At 70.3% G+C, this 21,390-nt stretch carries 21 protein-coding genes and 1 pseudogene; 14 read left to right on the forward strand and 8 right to left on the reverse strand.

All coding sequences use genetic code 11. From position 1 onward, the window contains the following. Positions 1–55 precede the first annotated feature (55 nt). The 4 genes from LNW73_RS25105 (at position 56) to LNW73_RS25120 (ending at position 2,606) form a co-directional block, all read left to right on the forward strand. Positions 56–991, forward strand: coding sequence for a PAC2 family protein (locus LNW73_RS25105; protein WP_164298497.1), 936 nt, complete (start codon positions 56–58; stop codon positions 989–991). 48 nt (positions 992–1,039) lie between these two features. Further along, on the forward strand, positions 1,040–1,639 hold the full coding sequence (gene coaE, locus LNW73_RS25110) for a dephospho-CoA kinase (RefSeq protein WP_250991466.1): 600 nt from the start codon (positions 1,040–1,042) through the stop codon (positions 1,637–1,639). Positions 1,640–1,743: 104 nt separating this feature from the next. Further along, positions 1,744–2,109, forward strand: coding sequence for a tetratricopeptide repeat protein (locus LNW73_RS25115; protein WP_250975354.1), 366 nt, complete (start codon positions 1,744–1,746; stop codon positions 2,107–2,109). A 23-nt stretch (positions 2,110–2,132) separates the two neighbouring features. Further along, on the forward strand, positions 2,133–2,606 hold the full coding sequence (locus LNW73_RS25120) for a cupin domain-containing protein (RefSeq protein WP_250975353.1): 474 nt from the start codon (positions 2,133–2,135) through the stop codon (positions 2,604–2,606). Between the two features lie 46 nt (positions 2,607–2,652). On the opposite strand, the gene LNW73_RS25125 is transcribed toward LNW73_RS25120, so the two are convergent. Then, entirely contained in the window at positions 2,653–3,225 is a 573-nt protein-coding gene (locus tag LNW73_RS25125) for a methylated-DNA--[protein]-cysteine S-methyltransferase (RefSeq protein ID WP_250991467.1), read from the reverse strand. 211 nt (positions 3,226–3,436) lie between these two features. Here LNW73_RS25125 and LNW73_RS25130 point away from each other — a divergent pair, with 211 nt between their 5' ends. From LNW73_RS25130 to LNW73_RS25160, 7 genes and pseudogenes are all read left to right on the forward strand, one after another. Beyond that, positions 3,437–4,393: a hypothetical protein gene (locus LNW73_RS25130; protein ID WP_250991468.1), complete on the forward strand. Its 957-nt coding sequence runs from the start codon at positions 3,437–3,439 to the stop codon at positions 4,391–4,393. A gap of 75 nt (positions 4,394–4,468) precedes the next feature. Further along, positions 4,469–5,254 (forward strand): MHYT domain-containing protein, encoded by a 786-nt coding sequence (locus tag LNW73_RS25135; RefSeq protein ID WP_250993032.1) that lies wholly within the window; start codon positions 4,469–4,471, stop codon positions 5,252–5,254. A 39-nt stretch (positions 5,255–5,293) separates the two neighbouring features. After that, positions 5,294–7,390: an excinuclease ABC subunit UvrB gene (gene uvrB / locus LNW73_RS25140; protein ID WP_250991469.1), complete on the forward strand. Its 2,097-nt coding sequence runs from the start codon at positions 5,294–5,296 to the stop codon at positions 7,388–7,390. A 281-nt stretch (positions 7,391–7,671) separates the two neighbouring features. Then, positions 7,672–8,250, forward strand: a complete 579-nt coding sequence (locus tag LNW73_RS25145; RefSeq protein ID WP_138356309.1) for a TerD family protein — start codon at positions 7,672–7,674, stop codon at positions 8,248–8,250. A gap of 242 nt (positions 8,251–8,492) precedes the next feature. After that, positions 8,493–10,327, forward strand: a pseudogene (locus LNW73_RS25150) (TerD family protein). An 81-nt stretch (positions 10,328–10,408) separates the two neighbouring features. Then, complete coding sequence (locus LNW73_RS25155) at positions 10,409–11,398, forward strand: TerC family protein (RefSeq protein ID WP_250991470.1); 990 nt, start codon at positions 10,409–10,411, stop codon at positions 11,396–11,398. Positions 11,399–11,510: 112 nt separating this feature from the next. Then, the gene (locus LNW73_RS25160) at positions 11,511–12,521 is read left to right on the forward strand and encodes a cytochrome c oxidase assembly protein (RefSeq protein WP_250991471.1); all 1,011 of its coding nucleotides are present in this window, start codon (positions 11,511–11,513) and stop codon (positions 12,519–12,521) included. 240 nt (positions 12,522–12,761) lie between these two features. Here LNW73_RS25160 and LNW73_RS25165 read toward each other — a convergent pair whose 3' ends face one another. Then, positions 12,762–12,935: a hypothetical protein gene (locus LNW73_RS25165; protein ID WP_250991472.1), complete on the reverse strand. Its 174-nt coding sequence runs from the start codon at positions 12,933–12,935 to the stop codon at positions 12,762–12,764. Next, on the reverse strand, positions 12,932–13,066 hold the full coding sequence (locus tag LNW73_RS36065) for a hypothetical protein (RefSeq protein ID WP_285391593.1): 135 nt from the start codon (positions 13,064–13,066) through the stop codon (positions 12,932–12,934). Before LNW73_RS36065 ends, LNW73_RS25165 begins: the two co-directional genes overlap by 4 nt. 243 nt (positions 13,067–13,309) lie before the next feature. Here LNW73_RS36065 and LNW73_RS25170 point away from each other — a divergent pair, with 243 nt between their 5' ends. After that, positions 13,310–14,068: a GntR family transcriptional regulator gene (locus LNW73_RS25170; RefSeq protein ID WP_250991473.1), complete on the forward strand. Its 759-nt coding sequence runs from the start codon at positions 13,310–13,312 to the stop codon at positions 14,066–14,068. Positions 14,069–14,410: 342 nt separating this feature from the next. Here LNW73_RS25170 and LNW73_RS25175 read toward each other — a convergent pair whose 3' ends face one another. From LNW73_RS25175 to LNW73_RS25195, 5 genes are all read right to left on the reverse strand, one after another. Continuing rightward, positions 14,411–15,253, reverse strand: coding sequence for a helix-turn-helix domain-containing protein (locus LNW73_RS25175; RefSeq protein ID WP_250991474.1), 843 nt, complete (start codon positions 15,251–15,253; stop codon positions 14,411–14,413). Next, the gene (locus tag LNW73_RS25180; protein ID WP_250991475.1) at positions 15,250–15,786 is read right to left on the reverse strand and encodes a DUF6879 family protein; all 537 of its coding nucleotides are present in this window, start codon (positions 15,784–15,786) and stop codon (positions 15,250–15,252) included. The genes LNW73_RS25175 and LNW73_RS25180 overlap by 4 nt, the downstream gene beginning before the upstream one ends. Before the next feature lie 5 nt (positions 15,787–15,791). Next, positions 15,792–15,992 carry a hypothetical protein gene (locus tag LNW73_RS25185; RefSeq protein ID WP_250991476.1) on the reverse strand — a complete coding sequence of 67 codons (201 nt, stop codon included), beginning with the start codon at positions 15,990–15,992 and terminating at the stop codon, positions 15,792–15,794. A 149-nt stretch (positions 15,993–16,141) separates the two neighbouring features. Beyond that, positions 16,142–16,798, reverse strand: a complete 657-nt coding sequence (locus tag LNW73_RS25190; protein ID WP_250991477.1) for an MBL fold metallo-hydrolase — start codon at positions 16,796–16,798, stop codon at positions 16,142–16,144. A gap of 34 nt (positions 16,799–16,832) precedes the next feature. Beyond that, positions 16,833–17,564 carry a maleylpyruvate isomerase family mycothiol-dependent enzyme gene (locus tag LNW73_RS25195; protein ID WP_250991478.1) on the reverse strand — a complete coding sequence of 244 codons (732 nt, stop codon included), beginning with the start codon at positions 17,562–17,564 and terminating at the stop codon, positions 16,833–16,835. A gap of 221 nt (positions 17,565–17,785) precedes the next feature. Between LNW73_RS25195 and uvrA the strand changes: the two genes are divergently transcribed. Both uvrA and LNW73_RS25205 read left to right on the forward strand, forming a co-directional pair. Then, entirely contained in the window at positions 17,786–20,803 is a 3,018-nt protein-coding gene (gene uvrA, locus LNW73_RS25200) for an excinuclease ABC subunit UvrA (protein ID WP_250991479.1), read from the forward strand. Positions 20,804–20,933: 130 nt separating this feature from the next. Next, a complete protein-coding gene (locus tag LNW73_RS25205; RefSeq protein ID WP_250975343.1) occupies positions 20,934–21,353 on the forward strand; it encodes a Rieske (2Fe-2S) protein in 420 nt (139 codons plus the stop codon). Positions 21,354–21,390: the final 37 nt, after the last annotated feature.

The following is a 21,390-nucleotide window of genomic DNA, read 5'->3' on the forward strand; positions in this document are numbered from 1 at the left end:
TGCTCCCAGCTCCTCGCACGTTTCCGAGGAGGAAGAACGAGGAGGAACGATCACAGTGCTGGATCCGCAGGGGCTGTACGAATTCGTGCCGGGCGGTGCCGAGGCCGTGGACGAGGCGGTCGGGGAGACCGGCCCCGTTCTGCTGTACCACCTGGAGGGGTACATCGACGCGGGGGACACCGGCGAGCAGATCTCGGAGCAGCTGCTGGACCGCCTCGACAACCAGCTGGTGGCCAGGTTCGACGCCGACCGGCTGGTCGACTACCGCGCGCGCCGGCCCCTGATGCTCTTCGAGCGCGACCACTGGTCGGGGTACGAGGCACCGGAGATCGCTCTCTACCTGGTCCGTGACACCACGGAGACGCCCTTCCTGCTGCTGACCGGCTCCGAGCCGGACGTGGAGTGGGAGCGCTTCGCCGCGGCCGTGCTGCAGGTCGTCGAGCGGCTCGGGGTGCGGCTGGCCATCAACTTCCACGGCATTCCGATGGGCGTTCCGCACACCCGCCCGGTCGGGCTGACCCCGCACGGCAACCGGGTGGACCTGATGCCCGGCCACCGCAGCTGGTTCGACGAGGCGACGGTGCCCGGCAGCGCCGAATCCCTCATCGAGCTCCGGCTTGCCGAGGCGGGCCGTGACGTCCTGGGCGTCGCCGCCCACGTGCCGCACTATCTGTCGCGTTCCCCGTACCCGGACGCGGCGCTCGCCGTACTCGAGGCGATCACCGCCGCCACCGGCCTGGTCCTGCCCGAGGTGGCGCACGCGCTGCGCGCCGAGGCGCACACGGTCCGCGGCGAGATCGACCGCCAGGTCGCCGAGGGCGACGGCGAGCTGGTCTCGGTCGTCCGCGGGCTGGAGAGCCAGTACGACGCGGTGGCCGGTTCGATGACCCGGGAGAACCTCATCGCCGAGCCGGTCGACCTGCCGTCGGCCGACGACCTCGGGGCCGAGTTCGAACGGTTCCTCGCGGACCGCGAGGACGACGGAAGCTGACGACAGACCCTAGGGCCTGTCCTGCTGGGCAGGCCCTAGGCTGACGCCATGCTGAAGGTGGGCCTGACCGGCGGAATCGGCGCCGGCAAGAGCGAAGTGTCACGGCTGCTCGCGTCGTACGGGGCGGTCGTGGTGGACGCGGACAAGATCGCCCGGGAGGTCGTGGAGCCCGGATCGCCGGGGCTGGCCGCCGTGGTGGCCGAGTTCGGCACGGAGATCCTCACTCCCGACGGGGCGCTCGACCGCCCCGGGCTGGGATCGATCGTCTTCGCCGACCCCGCCAGGCTGCAGGCACTGAACGCGATCGTGCATCCGCTCGTGGGCCGCCGGTCCGCCGAGCTGGAGGGCGCCGCGGGCCCGGACGACATCGTGATCCATGACGTCCCGCTGCTCACCGAGAACGCGCTCGCCGAGCTCTACGACCTCGTCGTGGTGGTGGACGCGTCCCCCGCCACCCAACTTGACCGCCTGGTGCGGCTGCGCGGCATGGACGAGGGCGAGGCCCGGTCGCGGATGGCGGCACAGGCCACCCGCGAGCAGCGGCTCGCCATCGCCGATGTCGTGCTGGACAACGACGGCCCGCTGGAGGCGCTCGAACCCCAGGTCAAACGGGTCTGGCAGCAGCTGCGCGACCGCCTCGCGCCCTAGCGCCGCCCCGGGTGGGACCGCCTGGAATGTGATTGCGGGGGACCGCGTTGGGTATGTCTGTGCCGACGATCAGTCGTCACCCCAGCCATGGAAGGGAGGCGGCCGTGCCCGAGCAGACCCCCGAGACCCACGTCATCGATTTCCGTGCCGCGGAGCAGTTGTTGGAAGCCCGCGACCCGCGCGGAGCGGTGAAGCTGCTGGACTCGGTCATCACCGCCCACCCGGAGAACACCGCCGCGCGCCTGCTGCGGGCCCGAGCCTTCTTCGCCGCCGCCCAACTGCGCCCGGCCGAGCTCGAGTTCCAGATAGTGCTGGAACGGGAACCCGACAACGCGTTCGCGCACTTCGCGCTCGCCCGGACCCTGCAGCGTGCCAACCGTCCGGATGAAGCAATGCGACACTTCCGGCTGGCCGCCGCTCTGGACCCGCGGCCGGACTATGTTGAGGCGGCTCGTTTCGACGCTCCCTGAACCGTTCCGGAGGGACCCCGCACATGGACAGCAGCAGGCGCTGGAGCCGGATCCGCAGAGCGGCGGCGGTGGCCGCATGTGTGGTGGCACTGGGACTGGTGCCGTCCGGCGCCCTGGCGACACCGGGCAGCGGGGTGACGGCCACGGTTCTGGCCAAGGGCACCTCCGCCGAGGGACTGAAGATCAGGACCCAGGGGCGTACGGACGTCGTGGTGCGTACGGTCACCATCGCGCCCGGCGGTGAGACCGGCTGGCATTACCACCAGGGGCCGCTGATCGCCGTCGTCCAGTCGGGCACGCTGACCAGGACGCTGGCCGACTGCTCGGTGGTGCGCAGCAGCGCCGGCCAGTCGTTCATCGAGCCGGACGGCGCCCGCAAGGTGCACAACGGGCAGAACCTCGGCACGGTGCCGGTCGTCCTGTACGTCACGTATCTCCTGCCCGAGGGCGACGCGCTGTCGGTCGACGCCCCGGACCCGGGCTGCCGCCACTACTGACCGGGTGACGGCGCCGCCCGGTGGTCCCGTGGTCCGCTCCGCGCCGTCAGAACAGGGGCGGCGGGAGCACGCCCTCCAGGGCCAGCAGCGTCCGCTTGATCTCCAGGCCGCCGCCGAAGCCGCCTATGCCCCCGTTGCTCTCCACGACGCGGTGGCACGGGACGACGAGCGGCAGCGGATTGGCTCCCATGGCGGTGCCCACGGCACGGGCGGCGCCCGGTTCGCCGACGCGGTCGGCGAGGTCCTGGTAGCCGACGACCGAGCCGTACGGCACGCCGGTGGCGAGCTCCCGCTGGACACGGCGGTTGAAGCCGGCGGTCAGCGACCAGTCCAGATCGAGGGTGAAGTCGCGCAGCTCGCCGGCGAAGTACGCCCGCAGCTGGCGGACGGCGGGGGCGAGCCGCCCCGACTCCCCGGACTCCTCGACCGGCTCCGCGCCCAGCCGGCGCCCCAGCCGCTCCAGGAAGGCCTCCGTCACCTCGTCGTCGGCCCGGAAGACGACGCTGACCAGCCCCTGGGCGGTCGCGGCGAGCAGCAGCGGGCCGATCGGGGTGTCCAGCCGCGTCCAGGCCACCGTGGCGGGCCGCTCCGCCACCTCGTGCTGCTCGGTGTTCGTCATACCGCCAGCGTATGCCGGGCCACTGACAACGGGCCGGGAGCCGATCTCCTGCGCCGGCCTTCTGCGTCGGCCTCCTGCACCTGCCTCATGAGCCGGGTTCGCCGGCCGGGTCCGTCAGCCGGGGCCGCAGCGATCACTCGGGCGGGTGCCACTCTTCGACAGCCTTGTCACAGCGGGTAGTTGAGCGGTTCGGGTGGGGGAGGGGGCCGTCATGACGCGAAACGACTTTGCCCAGGCCCTGCGCATTCTCGCCCGTGACCAGCGGCAGGTGGTCACGGTCGGCCAGCTGTCCGGCATCGGGGTGTCGGAGGTGGCGCTGCGCAAGCGCTGCGGGCCGGGCGGGCCGTGGCAGCGGGTGCTGCCGAGGGTGGTGGTGCTGCGGCGCGGCGCGCTGTCCGCCTGGCAGCGCTGCCGGGCGGCCCTGGCCTACGCCGGGTACCCGGCGGCGCAGGCGCAGCTGACGGGGATCGCGGCGCTGGCCCTGCACGGGATGCGTGAGGTCCTGGTCCCGGCCGAGGTGCGGGTGGTCGACGTCCTGGTGCCGGCCGGGCGGGCGCTCAGGACGCACACCTGGGTGCGGGTCCACCATGCGCGCACCCTTCCCGGCCCCGAGCTGGTGGACGAGCTGCCCGTCGCGCCCCTGGTGCGCGCCGCGGGGGACGGGGTCCGGGCGTCGTGCGACCCGGACTGGGTGCGGGCCGTGCTCCGCGAGCTGGTGTGGGACCGCGGGATCGACCCGGCCGAGCTGGCGGGCGAGCTGCGCACCGCGTCGCTGTCCCGCAAGCCCGGGATCGACGAGGCGCTGCGGGAGCTGGCGTTGCCGGGACGGGTCCGCCGCCCGATGGGCGGCCAGGTGCGTTCGCTCGTCGCGCTCTCGGGGTCGCGGCCGCCGCTGTGGCGGCCCGAACTCCGCCTGGACGGTGTGTTCCTGGCATCGCCGGACGCCTACTGGGCGCGCGAGGGGGTGGCCCTGGTGATCGGACCGGCGGCCGGCACCAACCCGTTGGACACGTGCGGCCTCCGGGTCGTCCGGGTGCCTCCGGAGGCACTGACGACGAGTCCGGCGCAGGTCGTGGCGGCACTTCGGGCGGCGCTCGGCTCGGGGCCGCACGGGCCGCTGGACCGCGTCACCGTGCACCCGGATCACGGGTCGGTAAAGGGAATCTGAAACTCGGTCAGATGTTCGCCGGGCCGTCCTATCGTGTGCCAACTCGATGCGCCGGAAAGGCCCGCCGTGGACGGCATGTACGGAACGGTCAACGGATTCACGTACGGCTGGATCACCCCCGTGGTGGCCTACGTCATGGCTTGCCTGGGAGCCGCTCTCGGACTGCGCTGCACGGTCCGGGCGCTCGTGATGGAGCGGTCCCGGCGGGCCGGCTGGCTCGCCCTGGGCGCCGTCTCCATCGGCTCGGGCATCTGGACGATGCACTTCATCGCCATGATGGGGTTCACCGTCGACCAGCTGGAGATCAACTACGACAAGTCGATCACCTTCCTGAGCCTCGGGGTGGCCATCGCGGTGGTCGGCGCCGGCGTCTTCCTGGTCGGGTTCTTCGGCCGCGGCGCACCGGTCCTGCTCGCCGCCGGCGCGATCACCGGCGTCGGGGTGGCCGCCATGCACTACCTGGGCATGGCCGGGATGAAGCTGAACGCGGACCTCTCCTACAACACCGGAACGGTGTACCTGTCGATCGGCATCGCGGTGGCGGCGGCCACCGCGGCGCTGTGGGCCGCGGTCTCGGTCAAGGGCTTCGCCGCGAGCATGGGGGCCAGCGTCATCATGGGCGTCGCGGTCACCGGCATGCATTACACGGGCATGGCCGCGCTCCGGGTGCACCTGCACGACTCGGGGATCGCCGGCGGCCTGGGCGGCGCCTCGCCCGCCGCGATCCTGGCGCCCGTCCTGATCGGCCCGGTGGTGTTCCTGTTCCTGGCCGGGGTCGTGGTGGCGCTGGACCCGCCCGGGGTCCAGCAGCCCCGCTACGAGCCGGTCCGCGAGCCCGCCCACGGCCGTCGCCCACGGTGATCCCCGTGGTTTGTCAGTGCTGGGCCGTACGGTGGTTCCATGCGGCCCGTATCAGACATCGAACGTACTGTGGCGCCCTTCGAGGTCGTCAGCCCCTTCCAGCCCAATGGTGACCAGCCGGCCGCCATCGAGGAGCTGGAGCGGCGTATCCGCGCAGGTGAGAAGGATGTCGTCCTCCTCGGCGCGACCGGCACCGGAAAGTCGGCGACCACGGCGTGGATGATCGAACGGCTCCAGCGCCCGACGCTCGTCATGGCGCCCAACAAGACCCTCGCGGCGCAGCTCGCGAACGAGTTCCGCGAGCTGCTGCCGAACAACGCCGTCGAGTACTTCGTGTCGTACTACGACTACTACCAGCCCGAGGCTTACGTCCCCCAGACGGACACCTACATCGAGAAGGACTCCTCGATCAACGAGGAGGTCGAGCGGCTCCGCCACTCCACCACCAATTCCCTGCTGACCCGTCGCGACGTCATCGTCGTCGCGTCGGTCTCCTGCATCTACGGCCTGGGCACCCCGCAGGAGTACGTCGACCGCATGGTGCGGCTCCGGGTCGGTGACACGATCGACCGCGACACGCTGCTGCGCAAGTTCGTGGACATCCAGTACACCCGCAACGACCTGGCGTTCCAGCGGGGCACCTTCCGGGTCCGGGGCGACACCATCGAGATCTTCCCGGTCTACGAGGAGCTCGCCGTCCGCATCGAGATGTTCGGTGACGAGATCGAGGCGATGTCCACCCTCCACCCGCTCACCGGCGAGGTGATCAGCGACGACCGGGAGATGTACGTCTTCCCGGCGACCCACTACGTCGCGGGGCCGGAACGCATGGAGCGCGCCGTCGCGGGGATCGAGAAGGAGCTGGAGACGACCCTTGCGACGATGGAGAAGCAGGGCAAGCTGCTGGAGGCCCAGCGGCTGCGCATGCGGACCACGTACGACATCGAGATGATGCGGCAGATCGGCAGCTGCTCCGGGATCGAGAACTACTCACGGCACATGGACGGCCGTGAGGCGGGCACCGCCCCGAACACCCTCATCGACTACTTCCCGGAGGACTTCCTCCTGGTCATCGACGAGTCGCATGTCACCGTGCCGCAGATCGGCGCCATGTACGAGGGCGACGCCTCCCGTAAGCGCACCCTGGTCGACCATGGATTCCGGCTGCCGTCCGCGATGGACAACCGCCCGCTGAAGTGGGAGGAGTTCCTGGAGCGCATCGGCCAGACCGTCTACCTGTCGGCGACCCCCGGCAAGTACGAACTGTCGCGCGGCGACGGCGCGGTCGAGCAGATCATCCGCCCGACCGGACTGGTCGACCCGCAGGTCATCGTCAAGCCCACCGAGGGGCAGATCGACGATCTGGTGCACGAGATCCGGCTGCGCACGGAGCGGAACGAGCGGGTGCTGGTCACCACCCTCACCAAGAAGATGTCCGAGGACCTCACCGACTACATGCTGGAACTCGGCATCCAGGTGCGGTACCTGCACAGCGACATCGACACGCTGCGCCGGATGGAGCTGCTGAGCGAACTGCGGGCCGGCGAGTACGACGTGCTGATCGGCATCAACCTGCTCCGTGAGGGCCTGGACCTCCCCGAGGTGTCGCTGGTGGCGATCCTGGACGCGGACAAGCAGGGCTTCCTGCGCTCGGGCACCTCCCTGATCCAGACCATCGGCCGGGCGGCCCGAAACGTGTCCGGCGAGGTCCACATGTACGCCGACACGATCACTCCCGCGATGGCGCAGGCCATCGACGAGACCAACCGGCGCCGTGAGAAGCAGGTCGCCTACAACACCGAACACGGCATCGACCCGCAGCCGCTCCGCAAGAAGATCGCGGGCATTCTCGACTCGTTCGCCCGCGAGGACGCGGACACCGAGGAGCTGCTGGGCTCCGGCAGGCAGCGCTCGCGCGGCAAGGCCCCGGTGCCGGGACTGTCGTCCAAGGGGGGCGGCAAGCGGGTGGCCCAGAGCCTGCCCGCCGAGGAGTTGGCGGACCTGATCGCCGAGCTCACCGCGCAGATGCACGCCGCGGCGGCCGAGCTGAAGTTCGAGATCGCGGGCCGACTCCGTGACGAGCTGGGCGACTTGAAGAAGGAACTGCGGCAGATGCGCGAGGCCGGTATCGCCTAGGGCCTGTCCGGCCGATCACGAACGACCCCTTCGCCGCCTGGCACGGCCCCTCGCGGCGTTGCCGAAACGCCCGAATACAACCGGTATGCGGGCGCTCCGGCGCCTTGCGAGGCACCGCACCAGACGACGCCTGGGCCGCCCATGATCGACCGGACAGGCCCTAGCCGCTGATCCGCCGGACAGACCCTGCCCTGGGGTGAACCGAGGTGCGCTGTCCCGGCGTCTTGTTAGGGTGCGGGGCAACCGCACACAGTCCGGTGACGGGTGAGAGGGGACAGCGCGTGACGGTCAACATGACCAAGGGCCAGCAGATCAGCCTTACCAAGTCCGACGGGGGGACGCTGACGGCCGTTCGGATGGGGCTCGGCTGGCAGGCCGCGCCCCGCCGCGGACTGTTCGGCAGCCGCACCCGGGAGATCGACCTCGACGCCTCGGCGGTGCTCTTCGCCGACAAGCAGCCGGTGGACGTGGTGTTCTTCCGGCACCTGGTCAGCGACGACGGTTCCGTCCGGCACACCGGCGACAACGTGGTCGGCGGCGCCGGCCAGGGTGGCGACGACGAGTCGATCCTGGTGGACCTGCAGCGGGTGCCGGTCCACATCGACCAGATCGTCTTCACGGTGAACTCGTTCACCGGGCAGACCTTCGCCGAGGTGCAGAACGCGTTCTGCCGGCTCGTCGACGAGACCAACGGCCAGGAGCTGGCCCGCTACACCCTGACCGGTGGCGGGCAGTACACCGCGCAGATCATGGCGAAGGTGCAGCGCGCGGGCAGCGGCTGGTCGATGACCGCCATCGGTACGCCGGCCGCCGGCCGTACGTTCCAGGACCTGATGCCGTCGATCCTGCCGGCGCTCTGACTCCACAGGCGCCCAGCACCACGGATCGACAGCACCACGGATCCACAGCACCACGGATCCACAGCACCACGGAACAACGGCACGACGAGAACAGCAGCATCACGAGAACAACGGCAGCACACGCACGACAGCTGCACACGCACGACGGCAGCGCACGCACGACAGCTGCACACGCACGACGGCAGCGCACGCACGACAGCTGCACACGCACGACGCGTACAACACCAATGGGGGGTGGCGGCATGGCTGCCGAGCTGGTCCGGGGACAGAATCATCCGCTCCCGGCCGGGCCCGAGGGCGCCGGCCGTCTGGAGATCCGGGTGACGGCGGGCACGCCGGTGGTGGCCGTGGCCACCCTTGGTGACGAGCAGGGGCGGGTGAGCGGCACGGAGTGGATCGCCCACCCCGGGTCGCCGCAGCTGCCCGGCCTCGAAGTGTCCCAGCAGGCCGCCGCCTCCCACCGGCTCGCGGTGGACCTGGGCGCCCTCTCCGAGGACGTCCACCGGGTCCATGTGCTGCTCGCACTCCCCACCGCGGCCGGTGTTCCGGCCTCCTTCGGCGTGGTGGCCGCACCGCATGTCGCGGTCACCACGCTGGACGGGGCGGAGGTCGCGGGATTCACCATCACCGGGCTCGGCCCGGAGACCGCGGTCGTCGCCGTCGAGCTCTACCGCAGGCAGGGCGGGTGGAAGGTCCGCGCCGTCGGTCAGGGGTACGCGGGCGGCCTGGCCGCCATGCTGCTCGACCAGGGAGTTCCGGAGGCGGCCGGGCTCGCCGCTGGCATCCATGACGCGGTGGCGAAGGGGCTGGCCCGCTCGGTCACCCCGCCGCCCCGGCCGCAGTCCGGATCCCCGGCGTCGTCGTCCGCGGGGGCGACCCCCGGCGGCCCGGTCAGCTACCAGCACCCCCGGCGGCACACCGCCCCGCAGACCCCGGACCTGCCGCCCGGCCGGCCGGCGGACGCCACGCCCCCGGGGAGCGCCCCGCAGCCCGTCGCCGGTGACGCCAGCGGCTGGACGATGGAGGAGCGGCTCTACAACCAGGTCTGGGGCATGTTCGAGGACCTGGCCCGCACCACCGCCGCCTACCGCAGCGCGGTCGACTTCGCCGAGTCCCGGCTGGACCAGGAACTGGACCGGCTGCTGGCCGACCCGCGCACCCGCGTCGGTCCGGCCGCCGACGCCGCCCGGGACCAGGCCCGCGCCAAGCAGACCGACCTCATGGACCAGGCCCGTGCCGTCCTCGACCGCGACCTGGCGCAGCTGCGCGCCGAGTCCGAGGTCGTCGAACCGGCGCTGCCGCCGCCGTACGCCGGCTGGGAGAGCCCGGTCTGGCACGGCTACACGGTGCCGATGGAGGTGCCGATGGCCGCCAGGCTCGGCAATCTGCATCTGCCCGAGACCCCGGAACTGCGGATCCCGCTGCTGGTCAGACTGCCGCTGGAGCGCGGTCTGTGGATCGACAGCTCGCAGGACCGGCGGCTGGCCATGGAGATCGCGGTCACCATCGCGGCCCGGCTGCTCGCCTCGTACCCGGCCGGTGACTTCTCGGTGCACGTCATCGACCCGGCCGGCACCGGCAGCGCCGCGCTCACCCCGCTGACCGAGTCGGGCACCCTGCGGATGCCGCCCGTTGCCGGCGCGGCCGGAGTGGCGGCGCTGATCGGCAGGATGACCGAGCGGGTGGACCTGGTGCAGATGGCCATGCGGGCCGGCGCCCCGGACTCGCTGCCGGTGGACCTGGACACCGCCGAGCAGCTGCTGATCGTCAACGACTTCCCGTACGGCTTCGACGACCGCACCGTCAACCAGCTGCGCTACCTCGCCGACGAGGGCCCGTCGGTCGGTGTGCACCTGCTGATGGTGGCCGACCGGGACGACGCGCGGGCGTACGGCCCGGTCCTCGACCCGCTGTGGCGGTCCCTGATGCGGCTCACCCCGACCCCGAGGACCATCTCGCGGACCCCTGGGTCGGCCATGCCTGGACATATGAGCCGCTGCTCGTGCCTCCGGGTAGTCACGTGGTGCCCCAGGTCCTCCGTCAGGTCGCGGCTGCTCGGCAGGCATATGGCCGCTAACCTGGGATTTTGACCTTACCTTTGCCTTCTCTTGGGCATTCCGGTACCGTTCACTGTTCGTAGTGAACTACCGGAGGCGCAGTGGATGTTTCCTTGACCATGTGGGCACTGACCATCGCGGGTCTGTGTGCCCTGATCGCCGTCGACTTCCTCATCGGACGCAAGCCGCACGACGTCACCATCAAGGAAGCGGGCATCTGGACGGTCGTCTGGATCGTCCTCGCCGCGCTGTTCGGGCTCGGCCTGGCACTCTTCGCGGGCGGTCAGCCCGCGGGCGAGTTCTTCGCGGGGTTCATCACCGAGAAGTCGCTGAGCGTCGACAACCTCTTCGTCTTCGTCCTGATCATGTCGAAGTTCGCGGTGCCGACGAAGTACCAGCAGCGGGTGCTGCTCGTCGGCGTCCTCATCGCGCTGGTGCTGCGCGCCGTCTTCATCGCCGGCGGCGCCGCGATCATCGCCAACTTCTCCTGGGTCTTCTACATCTTCGGCGCGTTCCTGATCTGGACCGCCTGGAAGCTGATCAAGGAGGCGCTGGCCGATCCCGAGGACGAGGAGTTCGAGGAGAACAAGCTCCTCAAGCTCGTCGAGAAGCGCGTCCCGTCCACCGACAAGTACCACGGCACGAAGCTGTTCATCGTCGAGAACGGCAAGCGCCTGATGACGCCGATGCTCGTCGTCATGCTGGCGATCGGCACCACGGACGTCCTGTTCGCGCTCGACTCCATCCCGGCGATCTTCGGCCTCACCCAGGACCCGTACATCGTGTTCACGGCCAACGCCTTCGCGCTGATGGGTCTGCGACAGCTGTACTTCCTGATCGGCGGACTGCTCAAGAAGCTGGTCCACCTCTCGTACGGGCTGTCGGTCATCCTCGGCTTCATCGGCGTGAAGCTGGTCCTGCACGCGATGCACGAGTCCGGGGTGAACGTCCCGGAGATCTCCATCCCCGTCTCGCTCGGCGTCATCGTGGCCGTGCTCGCGGTCACCACCGTCACCAGCCTGTTCGCCTCCAAGAAGCAGGCGGCGGCCGAGGCGGCCGAGGCTGCCGAGAAGAACAGCATCGACGCGTAACGCGCGGTGGGCGGGGCCCGGCAGCGACACGCCGGGCCCTGCTCGCATCCGTCCACCCCGGCAGGTCTAGCGTTGGCCGCCGGGACCGGACGGATGCGAGGACGAGGACGACATGGCTGCTGCGCTCGGCACCACGGCGGCGGCTCTGCCGGAACTGACGGTGTCCACGTTCCTCGGCGCCTGGCAGCTGGACGGCGTGGCGCTCGCCGCCGTGGTCCTGCTGGGCGGGTTCTACGTGGCGGGCGTGCGGCGGCACCGTCGCGCCGGCGGCCGCTGGCCGGCCGCACGGACCACGGCGTTCCTCGTGCTCGGCCTGGGTGCGATCGTGGTCGCCACGATGTCCGGCCTGGCGGTCTACGGGCGGGTGCTGTTCTGGCCCGCCGCCGTGCAGAACATCGTGCTGGACCTGATCGCCCCCCTGGGCCTGGCCCTCGGCGACCCACTGGCCCTGGCGGCCCCGGACGGCCCGCTGCACGGCGTCCTGACCGGCCGGGTGGTGCGCCTGCTGACGTATCCGCTGGTCAGCTCGGCGGCGGTACTCGGCTCCGAGCTGACGATCTACTTCACGCCCTACTTCGAGACGGCGCTGCGCCATGACGCCGTCCGCCAGCTGATGCATCTCCAGCTGCTGCTGACCGGCTGCCTGTTCGTCCTGCCGATGCTCACCCACCAGGAACTGCTGCCCCGCTGGTGCACCCACCCGGTCCGGGCCGCCCTGGTCTTCCTCGACGGCCTCTTCGACTCCCTCCCCGGCATCGTCGTCATGACCAGCGGCACCCTGGTCGCCGGCCACTGGTACGCCTCCCAGCCCCGCACCTGGGGCCCGACCCTCCAGCAGGACCAGCTGATCGGCGGCGGCCTGATGCTCACCCTCGCCGAACTGGTCGGACTGCCCTTCCTGATCGCGGTCTTCGCCCAGTGGTGGCGCACGGACCGAGCCAAAACCGCCGAACTCGACGCCCGCCTGGACCTGGAGCTCCTCCCGGCAGCCCCAGCAAAGCCCGCGACCACGACGACGCCCGCGTCCGCCCACGAGCCCGCCCCCGCCGTCCCGGAAATGACCCGCCCCTGGTGGGAGACGGACGCGGGCGAAGTGGGCCAACGAATGAGGCGGCGCTCCTAGGGCCTGCGGGAGCTCAGCGGGTTCGAGGCGCGAACGGCTCGCGGTCGCGGAAGCGGAGGCTGCCGGTGGTATCCGCAGGGTGTTCCGGCAACGGGATCACTCGGTAGGCGACGACGCAGGACCCACAGGCGTACATCGGCCAGCCAGGACCCGACGCGGCCTCCTTGAAGCCGACAGTCACATACGTGTCCTCGTCGAGCTCCAACGTGCAGAACAGGCACCAGCCGACGAAGGGCTCCCTCATCGGACGGCCCCCCGGTGGCTCGGGCAGGCGCAGGCCGCAAGGGTGCAGCGCTCGTGCAGGAACGCGGCGGCCGGTCCGGGCTGCTGGCCGGGGCTGGCGGGGCAGGCGGTCCGGCAGTGCCCGGACATGTGGGTGGGCGGCGTGGGTGCCTGCTCCTTGGTGTCGGTCATGGCCGGTCTTCCTTGTCGATGGTTGCCCACACGTACTGTTCGTCGTCGGTGCGGCCATGCCCATAGCCGTCGGCGTCGGCGAGCGCGGCGAGTACCGCGCTCCGACCAGCCGCGCTGATGTCCTCGGGCACAACTACCTCCAGGCGGATGGCTCCACCGGGAAGCCGGGTGTGCGCAACCTCTTTGCCGCCGGTGGCTGCAAGAAGTCGGGCGGCGATGTGCGAAACCCTTGCGCGCACAGGTATCCCCCTGGTGAACGCGTGATCACGGTGAGTGGTGCCACTTCATTGGCTTGAACCTGATGGAGTAGCTTGTCAATGTCATCAGCAGCCGTACAGCCCGCTCCGACATACCGGGGCAGCACGGAGAGCCGCATGCCGCGAGAGGCGCCCTACCTGCACGTCGCAGATGACCTGCGCCGTCGTATCAAGGCTGGTGAGTGGGCCGTCGGCGAGAAGCTGCCGTCCCGCGCCCAGCTCGCTGAGCACTACGACACCGGCCGCAACGTTCTGCAGCGCGCGATGGAACGCCTGATCATCGAGGGCGTTCTCGAAGGTCGCGCCGGATCCGGTACCTACGTCCGCCAGCCTCGCGAGCGACTGCGCATGGTGCGCTCCCGCCATCGTGAGCGTCGCGGAGGCTCGCCCTTCCGTGCTGACATGAAGGAGCAGGGCCGGGACGGCAGTTGGGAGTCGCACTCCCAAGCCCGGGTTCCCGCGCCTGAGGGCATCGCGCAGCGCTTGGCGATCCAGCCCGGCGACTTGACCGTCCACACCCGGTACGAGTTCCTTGCCGACGGCCTGCCGGTCCAGGTGTCGCAGTCATGGGAACCGATGGCGATCACGGACGGCACCCCGGTCGTGCTGCCGGAGATGGGGCCGCTCGCCGGCGCCGGCGTCGTGGAAAGGATGCGGAGCATCGGCGTCCTCATCGAGACGGCCGTCGAGGTTCCGCGTCCGGCACGGGCTACGCAGGAGCAGGCGAACCTGCTCGGGATCTCCGTCGGCGACATGCTGCTGGAGATCGAGCGCACCTACTACGACACCGAAGGCCGGCCCGTCGAGACGGCGGACATCACGGTCCCGGACGTGCGCTGGGAAGTCGCCTACGAGATGGCGATCGACCAGCCGTAGAACGACCGTCCGGACGTTCTGTCGCGGTAGTGAAATACCGAGATGGGGCCGACCCGTTGCCGGGCAGGCGTACAGCTGGACGTCATCTGTGTGCACCCCTTCGCCGACGCGCACGACGTCGATGAGCCGGGCCCGGTAAAGGCGGGCAGCGCAGTACGCGCAGTCCAAGCCCCGGAGCTGGTCGACGGTGAGCCGCTTCGGGTCGATGGCCGACGGCTGGGATGTCTCGGTGTTGGTGGCGCCACCAGTGCTCATATCCGAGACGGTAGGGAGCTTCGTTGCTGCAATTCCCGGGAGTTGCTCGGTGTTGCTCCGGCTACAGGGAGGGTTGCTGGGTGTTGCTCATGCAGTGTCCAGGGCGGCGCGCGCTCGGGCGATGAGCCGCTGGGCGGCCGGCCCGTACACCGCGGCCTCGTCGAGCCATTCCCAGGCCCGGACGTACAAGGCGATGTCGTCGGCCTCGTCGAGCCACAGTTCCGCGTTGATGTTCTCGACGATGACGAGCCGCTCGTCGTAGATCCAGAACCCGTGCGCCGGTGTGCGGCGCATCGGCACACCGAACGGAATGATCCCCAGCTTCACCGTGTCGATTCCGGCGAGACCCGCCAGTCGGTCGAGCTGCCCGCGCATCGTCTCCGGCGGGCATACGAGGGTCCGCAGAGCTGCCTCGGAGACGAGGAATCGGAAGGCCTTTCCGGGCTCGTACAGGGCTTCCTGGCGGCGCAGGCGGGTGCGTACCGCAGCCTCGGTGTCCCGGGGCGTCTGTCGGAACTCCGCGTTGAGGATGAACAGGCTGCGGGCGTACTCCGCGGTCTGCAGCAGGCCGGGGATGCGGGCGACCTCGAACGCCCGGATCATCCGGGTCTGCTCGGTCTCGCGGATCCCGGCTTCCTGGCGGGAGCGGTGACCGCCGGCCAGCTGCCGGCGCCACGACCGGTAGCGGGTCTCCATGCCCCGCACCCGGCCGGACAGTTCCGGGGCTAGGTCCGGACGGCCCACGGCGGTTACGAACGCCTCGACGTCGGCCAGCGACAGCGTCTGCTTGCCGTTCTCCAGCTTGGACAGCTTCGAGGGCTGCCACCCGCAGGTCAGGGACACCGCCCGCGCGGTCAGCCCGGCCTCGACGCGCAGCTCTCGCAGCCGCACGCCGAGGGAGATCCGGGCGTTCTGGAAATCGGTGCTCACCCGATGGAACGTACCCGCGCGCTGAACTCGGCGGTGGGTACTGCGTGATGCCATGCAGCATCACGGATCCGGCAGGCCGCTACGACACTGGCCGGATCCTCCAGCAGCTCCACGCCCACCGTGCGCTGCTCCTCGTCGAAGTGGAACCGAGCGACCGTGCGGGAGTCGAAGAGCCAGAAGTCGTACCCCGGCAGCGCCAGTCGTTCGGCATCCGCCCGCCACATGTTCCGGATGTCCTCGCCGGCCTCGACGTTGCCCAGGCCGCTGGCGAGCAGGAACCGTTGCCCCTCGGTGGGCGGGCTGTCGACGACCCGCACCCGCTCGAAATGCCTGCCCTCGCGGGTCTGCGCCCGGACGTTGGCGTGCCACGCGTGCCCCGGGTCGTAGCCGAGAGTTTCGCCCCGCTGCCAGCGTTCCCACTTCGGGCCGCCCCGGTCGGAGGCGTACCCGTGCTGCGTTTCCAGCCGCCAAGCCGAGTCCTTGAACTCGGTGAACAGATGGGCGACCTCACGGAAGGGAATGATGTCGGGCACGCCGGCTACTCCTTGGGGGCAAAGCGGACGAGCAGCTCGCGCGGGATGACGACGAACGTCTCCGAATCCTTGACGTCCCGGAGTTGCGCGAGGGCTTCGGGGTCGATGAGACGGTCGCCTTGGACGACGATGTCGCCGGTCTCGGTTGCGTACAGCGTCGGGCAGTCGCCGTCGTCGGACGTGGTTCCGATGAAGGTCAGCTTCACGGGGCCTCCTGGGTCGCCGGTCCTGCGCGTAGTTGTTCCGTTGCGCACCGTAATCGTGGCGGTGCGGTGAGGGAAGGACGCCGACATCGCCCGGACCTGGTGCCACCAGCCGTAGAACGCCCGCCACGTTGCCGGGCGGCCCCGCCGGATCACCAGCCGCGCTTGCGCCACTCCGCGAGGTGCGGGCGCTCGGTGCCGAGGGAGGTGTCGTTGCCGTGGCCCGGGTAGACCCAGGTCTCGTCGGGGAGGGCGTCGAAGAGCTTGGTGGTCACGTCGCCCAGGAGGCGGGTGAAGGCCTCGGGGTCGTCGTGGGTGTTGCCGACGCCGCCGGGGAAGAGGCAGTCGCCGGTCCACAGGTGCGGGTGGCCGTGCGGGTCGTCGTAGACGAGGGCGATGCTGCCGGGGGTGTGGCCGACCAGGTGGCGGGCGGTCAGTTCGATCCGCCCGACCTGGATGGTGTCGCCGTCCTCGACCAGCACGTCGGTGGGGACCGGGATGCCCTCCGCGTCGTAGCGCCCGGCGTAGGTGCGCGCGCCGGTGGCGGCCTTGACCTCGGCGAGGGCGCCCCAGTGGTCGCCGTGCTGGTGGGTGGTGACGACGGAGGCGATTCCGTCGTCACCGATCAGGCCGAGCAGCGTCCGGGGCTCGGCGGCCGCGTCGATCAGCAGTTGGTCGCCGGAGTCCCGGCAGCGCAGTAGGTACGCGTTGTTGTTCATCGGGCCGACCGCGACCTTGGTGATGATGAGGTCGGTGAGCTCGTGCACGTCCGGCGCGCCGCCGACCTTCACTTCTCCGTTATAGGGCATGCCGCCCAGGTTAATGGCGCCCAGGTCAATGGCGTCAGATGAGCGGTGGGAGGACGGGCAGCGGGTGGTCCGGGGCGGTGGTCAGGCCGTCGCCCTTGGCGCGGCCGCTGACCCAGGCCAGCAGGGCGTTGCCGGTGCCGCTGACGGTGAGCTCCGGCTCGGTGGCGGCGCCGAGGTCCCAGGAGGATCCGCTGCCGGTGTCGTGCAGCCGCACGGCGGCGACGCCCTCGTGACCGGAGAGGCCGTCGAGGAGCGCCTCGAGCTGCCGCCCGGTGAAGTCCGCCGGCAGATCGTCGAAGCCGCAGCCGATTCCGAGATCCACCTGGTGGAAGTTGATCTCGACGAGCCGCCGCCACGGGATCTCGGCCGCGGCGATCACCTTGCCGGACCGCATCCGGACCTGGGTGGCCCAGGCCTGCGGCGGAATCTCCCCGGTGGCCAGCGCGAAGCGCTCGGCGGAGCTCCGCAGATCGTCGAGGTGCTCGGCGAGCGGGCGGCCCGCGCCGTCGGCGATGTCCTTGTCGCGGACCTCGGTGCTGATGTACTGCGGGGTCTCCTCGCCGGTGCGCGCCCAGGTGAGGAGGTTGACGAGCGAGTCGGCGTTGCGGGCGAGGTGGGCCAGGACGTGGCCGCGGGTCCAGCCGGGCAGCAGCGAGGGCTCGGCGACCGCGGCGGCGGGAAGCGCCGCGACCGCCTCGATCAGCCGTTCGGTGGCTGCCTGCACGGCGGCCGCATCGCGGGCGGGGTCGGGTCGTTGGACGGACACAGGGCCTCCTGATCGACAACGTGCTCGACAGCTTGATCGACGGTGCACGGACGACGCTAGCGCGATCACTCGGTCGGGTGAACATGGCGGACGCCCTCCGTAAATCGAATGCGCGTGCTATAGGCTCGGTGTGTCACAACAGGAAGAAATGTTGACGGCGCCCCGTTTAGGCTGACTGGGGGTGCCGACCCTCTCCTTTTCTATGAAAGGTGCGCACTGGCGTGGCCGATCGACTCACAGTCCGTGGCGCTCGCGAGCACAACCTCAAGAACGTCTCGCTCGACCTCCCCCGGGACGCGCTCATCGTGTTCACCGGGCTCTCCGGTTCGGGCAAGTCCTCCCTCGCGTTCGACACGATCTTCGCCGAGGGGCAGCGCCGCTACGTCGAGTCGCTCTCCTCCTACGCCCGGCAGTTCCTGGGCCAGATGGACAAGCCCGACGTCGACTTCATCGAGGGCCTCTCACCGGCCGTCTCGATCGACCAGAAGTCCACGTCGCGCAACCCGCGCTCCACCGTCGGCACCATCACCGAGGTCTACGACTACCTCCGGCTGCTCTTCGCCCGGATCGGCAAGCCGCACTGTCCCGAGTGCCGCCGGCCGATCTCGCGCCAGTCGCCGCAGGCCATCGTGGACCGGGTGCTGGAGCTGGAGGAGGGCAGCCGCTTCCAGGTGCTCTCCCCGCTGGTGCGCGAGCGCAAGGGCGAGTTCGTCGATCTCTTCGCCGACCTGCAGACCAAGGGGTACAGCCGGGCCCGGGTGGACGGCGTGACCATCCAGCTGACCGAGCCGCCGGTGCTCAAGAAGCAGGAGAAGCACACCATCGAGGTGGTCATCGACCGCCTCACCGTCAAGGAGAGCGCCAAGCGGCGGCTCACCGACTCCGTCGAGACCGCCCTCGGGCTGGCCGGCGGCATGGTGATCCTGGACTTCATCGACCTGCCCGAGGACGACCCGCAGCGTGAGCGGATGTTCTCCGAGCACCTGTACTGCCCGTATGACGATCTCTCCTTCGAGGAGCTGGAGCCGCGCTCCTTCTCCTTCAACTCGCCCTTCGGCGCCTGCCCGCAGTGCAGCGGCATCGGCACCCGCATGGAGGTCGACCCGGAGCTGATCGTCCCGGACGAGGAGAAGTCGCTGGAGGACGGCGCGGTCGCGCCGTGGTCCGGCGGGATGTCCAAGGGGTACTTCCAGCGGCTCGTCGAGGCACTCGGCGAGGAGCTCGGCTTCCGTACGGACATCCCCTGGGCGGGTCTGCCGGTCCGCGCCAAGAAGGCGCTGCTCCACGGGCACAAGACGCAGATCAAGGTGGCCTACAAGAACCGGTACGGCCGCGAGCGCGCGTACACGACCAACTTCGAAGGCGCGATCCCGTTCGTCAAGCGGCGGCACCAGGAGTCCGAGACGGACTCCAGCCGCGAGCGCTTCGAGGGCTTCATGCGCGAGGTGCCGTGCCCGACCTGTGAGGGCACCCGGCTCAAGCCGATCGTCCTCGCGGTCACCGTCCAGGGCCGGTCCATCGCCGATGTCTCCGCGATGTCGATCAGCGACTGCGCCGACTTCCTCTCCGCGATGAAGCTGGACGCCCGCGACAAGAAGATCGCCGAACGGGTCCTGAAGGAGGTCAACGAGCGGCTGAAGTTCCTGGTCGACGTCGGCCTGGACTACCTCTCGCTCAACCGCGCCTCGGGCAGCCTGTCCGGCGGCGAGGCCCAGCGCATCCGGCTCGCCACCCAGATCGGCTCCGGTCTGGTCGGCGTGCTGTACGTGCTGGACGAGCCGTCGATCGGTCTGCACCAGCGGGACAACCACCGGCTCATCGAGACCCTGGTGCGGCTGCGCGACCTCGGCAACACCCTGATCGTGGTGGAGCACGACGAGGACACCATCAAGATCGCCGACTGGATCGTCGACATCGGCCCGGGCGCCGGTGAGCACGGCGGCAAGGTCGTCCACTCGGGTTCGCTCAAGGACCTGCTGGCCAACGAGGAATCGCTGACCGGCCAGTATCTGTCCGGCAAGCGCTCGATCCCGATGCCGGACGTGCGCCGGCCGGTGGACCGGGACCGGCAGCTGACCGTGCACGGCGCCCGCGAGCACAATCTGCAGGACATCGACGTGTCCTTCCCGCTCGGGGTGCTCACCGCCATCACCGGCGTCTCGGGGTCCGGCAAGTCGACGCTGGTCAACGACATCCTGTACACCCACCTGGCGCGCGAGCTGAACGGGGCGCGCAGCGTCCCGGGCCGGCACACCCGGGTGGAGGGCGACGACCTGGTGGACAAGGTCGTGCACGTGGACCAGTCGCCGATCGGCCGCACCCCGCGCTCCAACCCGGCGACGTACACCGGTGTCTTCGACCACGTCCGCAGGCTCTTCGCCGAGACGATGGAGGCGAAGGTGCGCGGCTATCTGCCGGGCCGCTTCTCCTTCAACGTCAAGGGCGGCCGCTGCGAGAACTGCTCGGGCGACGGCACGATCAAGATCGAGATGAACTTCCTGCCGGACGTCTACGTCCCGTGCGAGGTCTGCCACGGCGCCCGCTACAACCGCGAGACGCTGGAGGTGCACTTCAAGGGCAAGTCCATCTCCGAGGTGCTCGACATGCCGATCGAGGAGGCGCTGGACTTCTTCGAGGCCGTTCCGACGATCTCCCGTCATCTGCGCACCCTGAACGAGGTGGGGCTGGGCTACGTCCGGCTCGGCCAGTCGGCGCCGACCCTCTCCGGCGGCGAGGCGCAGCGCGTCAAGCTCGCCAGCGAGCTGCAGAAGCGCTCCACCGGCCGGACGGTCTACGTGCTCGACGAGCCGACCACCGGTCTGCACTTCGAGGACATCAGCAAGCTCATCAAGGTGCTGTCGGGCCTGGTCGACAAGGGCAACACGGTCATCGTCATCGAGCACAACCTCGATGTGATCAAGACCGCCGACTGGGTCATCGACATGGGCCCGGAGGGCGGCAACGGCGGCGGTCTGGTGGTGGCCGAGGGCACCCCGGAGGAGATCGCGGGGTCGACGGCCAGCCACACCGGCAAGTTCCTGCGGGACATCCTCGGTGACCGGGTGAGCGACGCCGCGGTGTCGCCGCGGAAGAAGCCGGCGGCGAAGAAGGCCCCGGCCAAGCCGGCCAGGAAGGTCACCGCGAAGAAGGTCACGGCGAAGAAGGCCGCGGTCGCGGAGGCCGTCGCGGCTCCCGCCAAGAAGGCGGCGCCGCGCAAGAAGGCAGCGGGCAAGGCCTGACACCGGTACACCGGTACACCGGTAGATCGGGTACAGCGGTACACAGGTAGGCACAGGTTCGGGACGTAGGGTACTGGTCGCAAGATCAGTCCCTGCGTCCCTTTCCGCGTCCTGAGCCTGGAGCACCACGATGACCGAACCGCACGCCGCCTGCCGCCGTACCGTCCTGCGGGGCGCGGCTCTCGCCGGAGTCGCCGGCCTGGGCCTCACGGCCTGCGGCGGATCCGGCAAGGACAAGGCGGCGGCCACCGGTCCCGTCGACCTCGGCCCGGCCACCGAGGTCGCCGTCGGCGGCGCCAAGCTGTTCCGCGACGACAAGGTCGTGGTCTCGCAGCCCACCCAGGGCGCCTACAAGGCGGTCAGCGCGGTGTGCACGCACGCCGGCTGCGTGGTGGACAAGGTCGAGGACGGCATCGTCTCCTGCCCCTGCCACGGCAGCCGCTTCAACGCCACGACCGGCGCCGTCGTCCAGGGCCCGGCGACCGAGCCACTGCCCGCCGTCGAGGTACGCGTCGAGGGCGGCAAACTGATCACCGGCCCCAAGGCCTGACCATCCCAGGGCATGAGGAACCGCACGGCCTCGCAGG

This window comes from Streptomyces sp. RKAG337 (genome assembly GCF_023701715.1).
Lineage (GTDB): Bacteria > Actinomycetota > Actinomycetes > Streptomycetales > Streptomycetaceae > Actinacidiphila.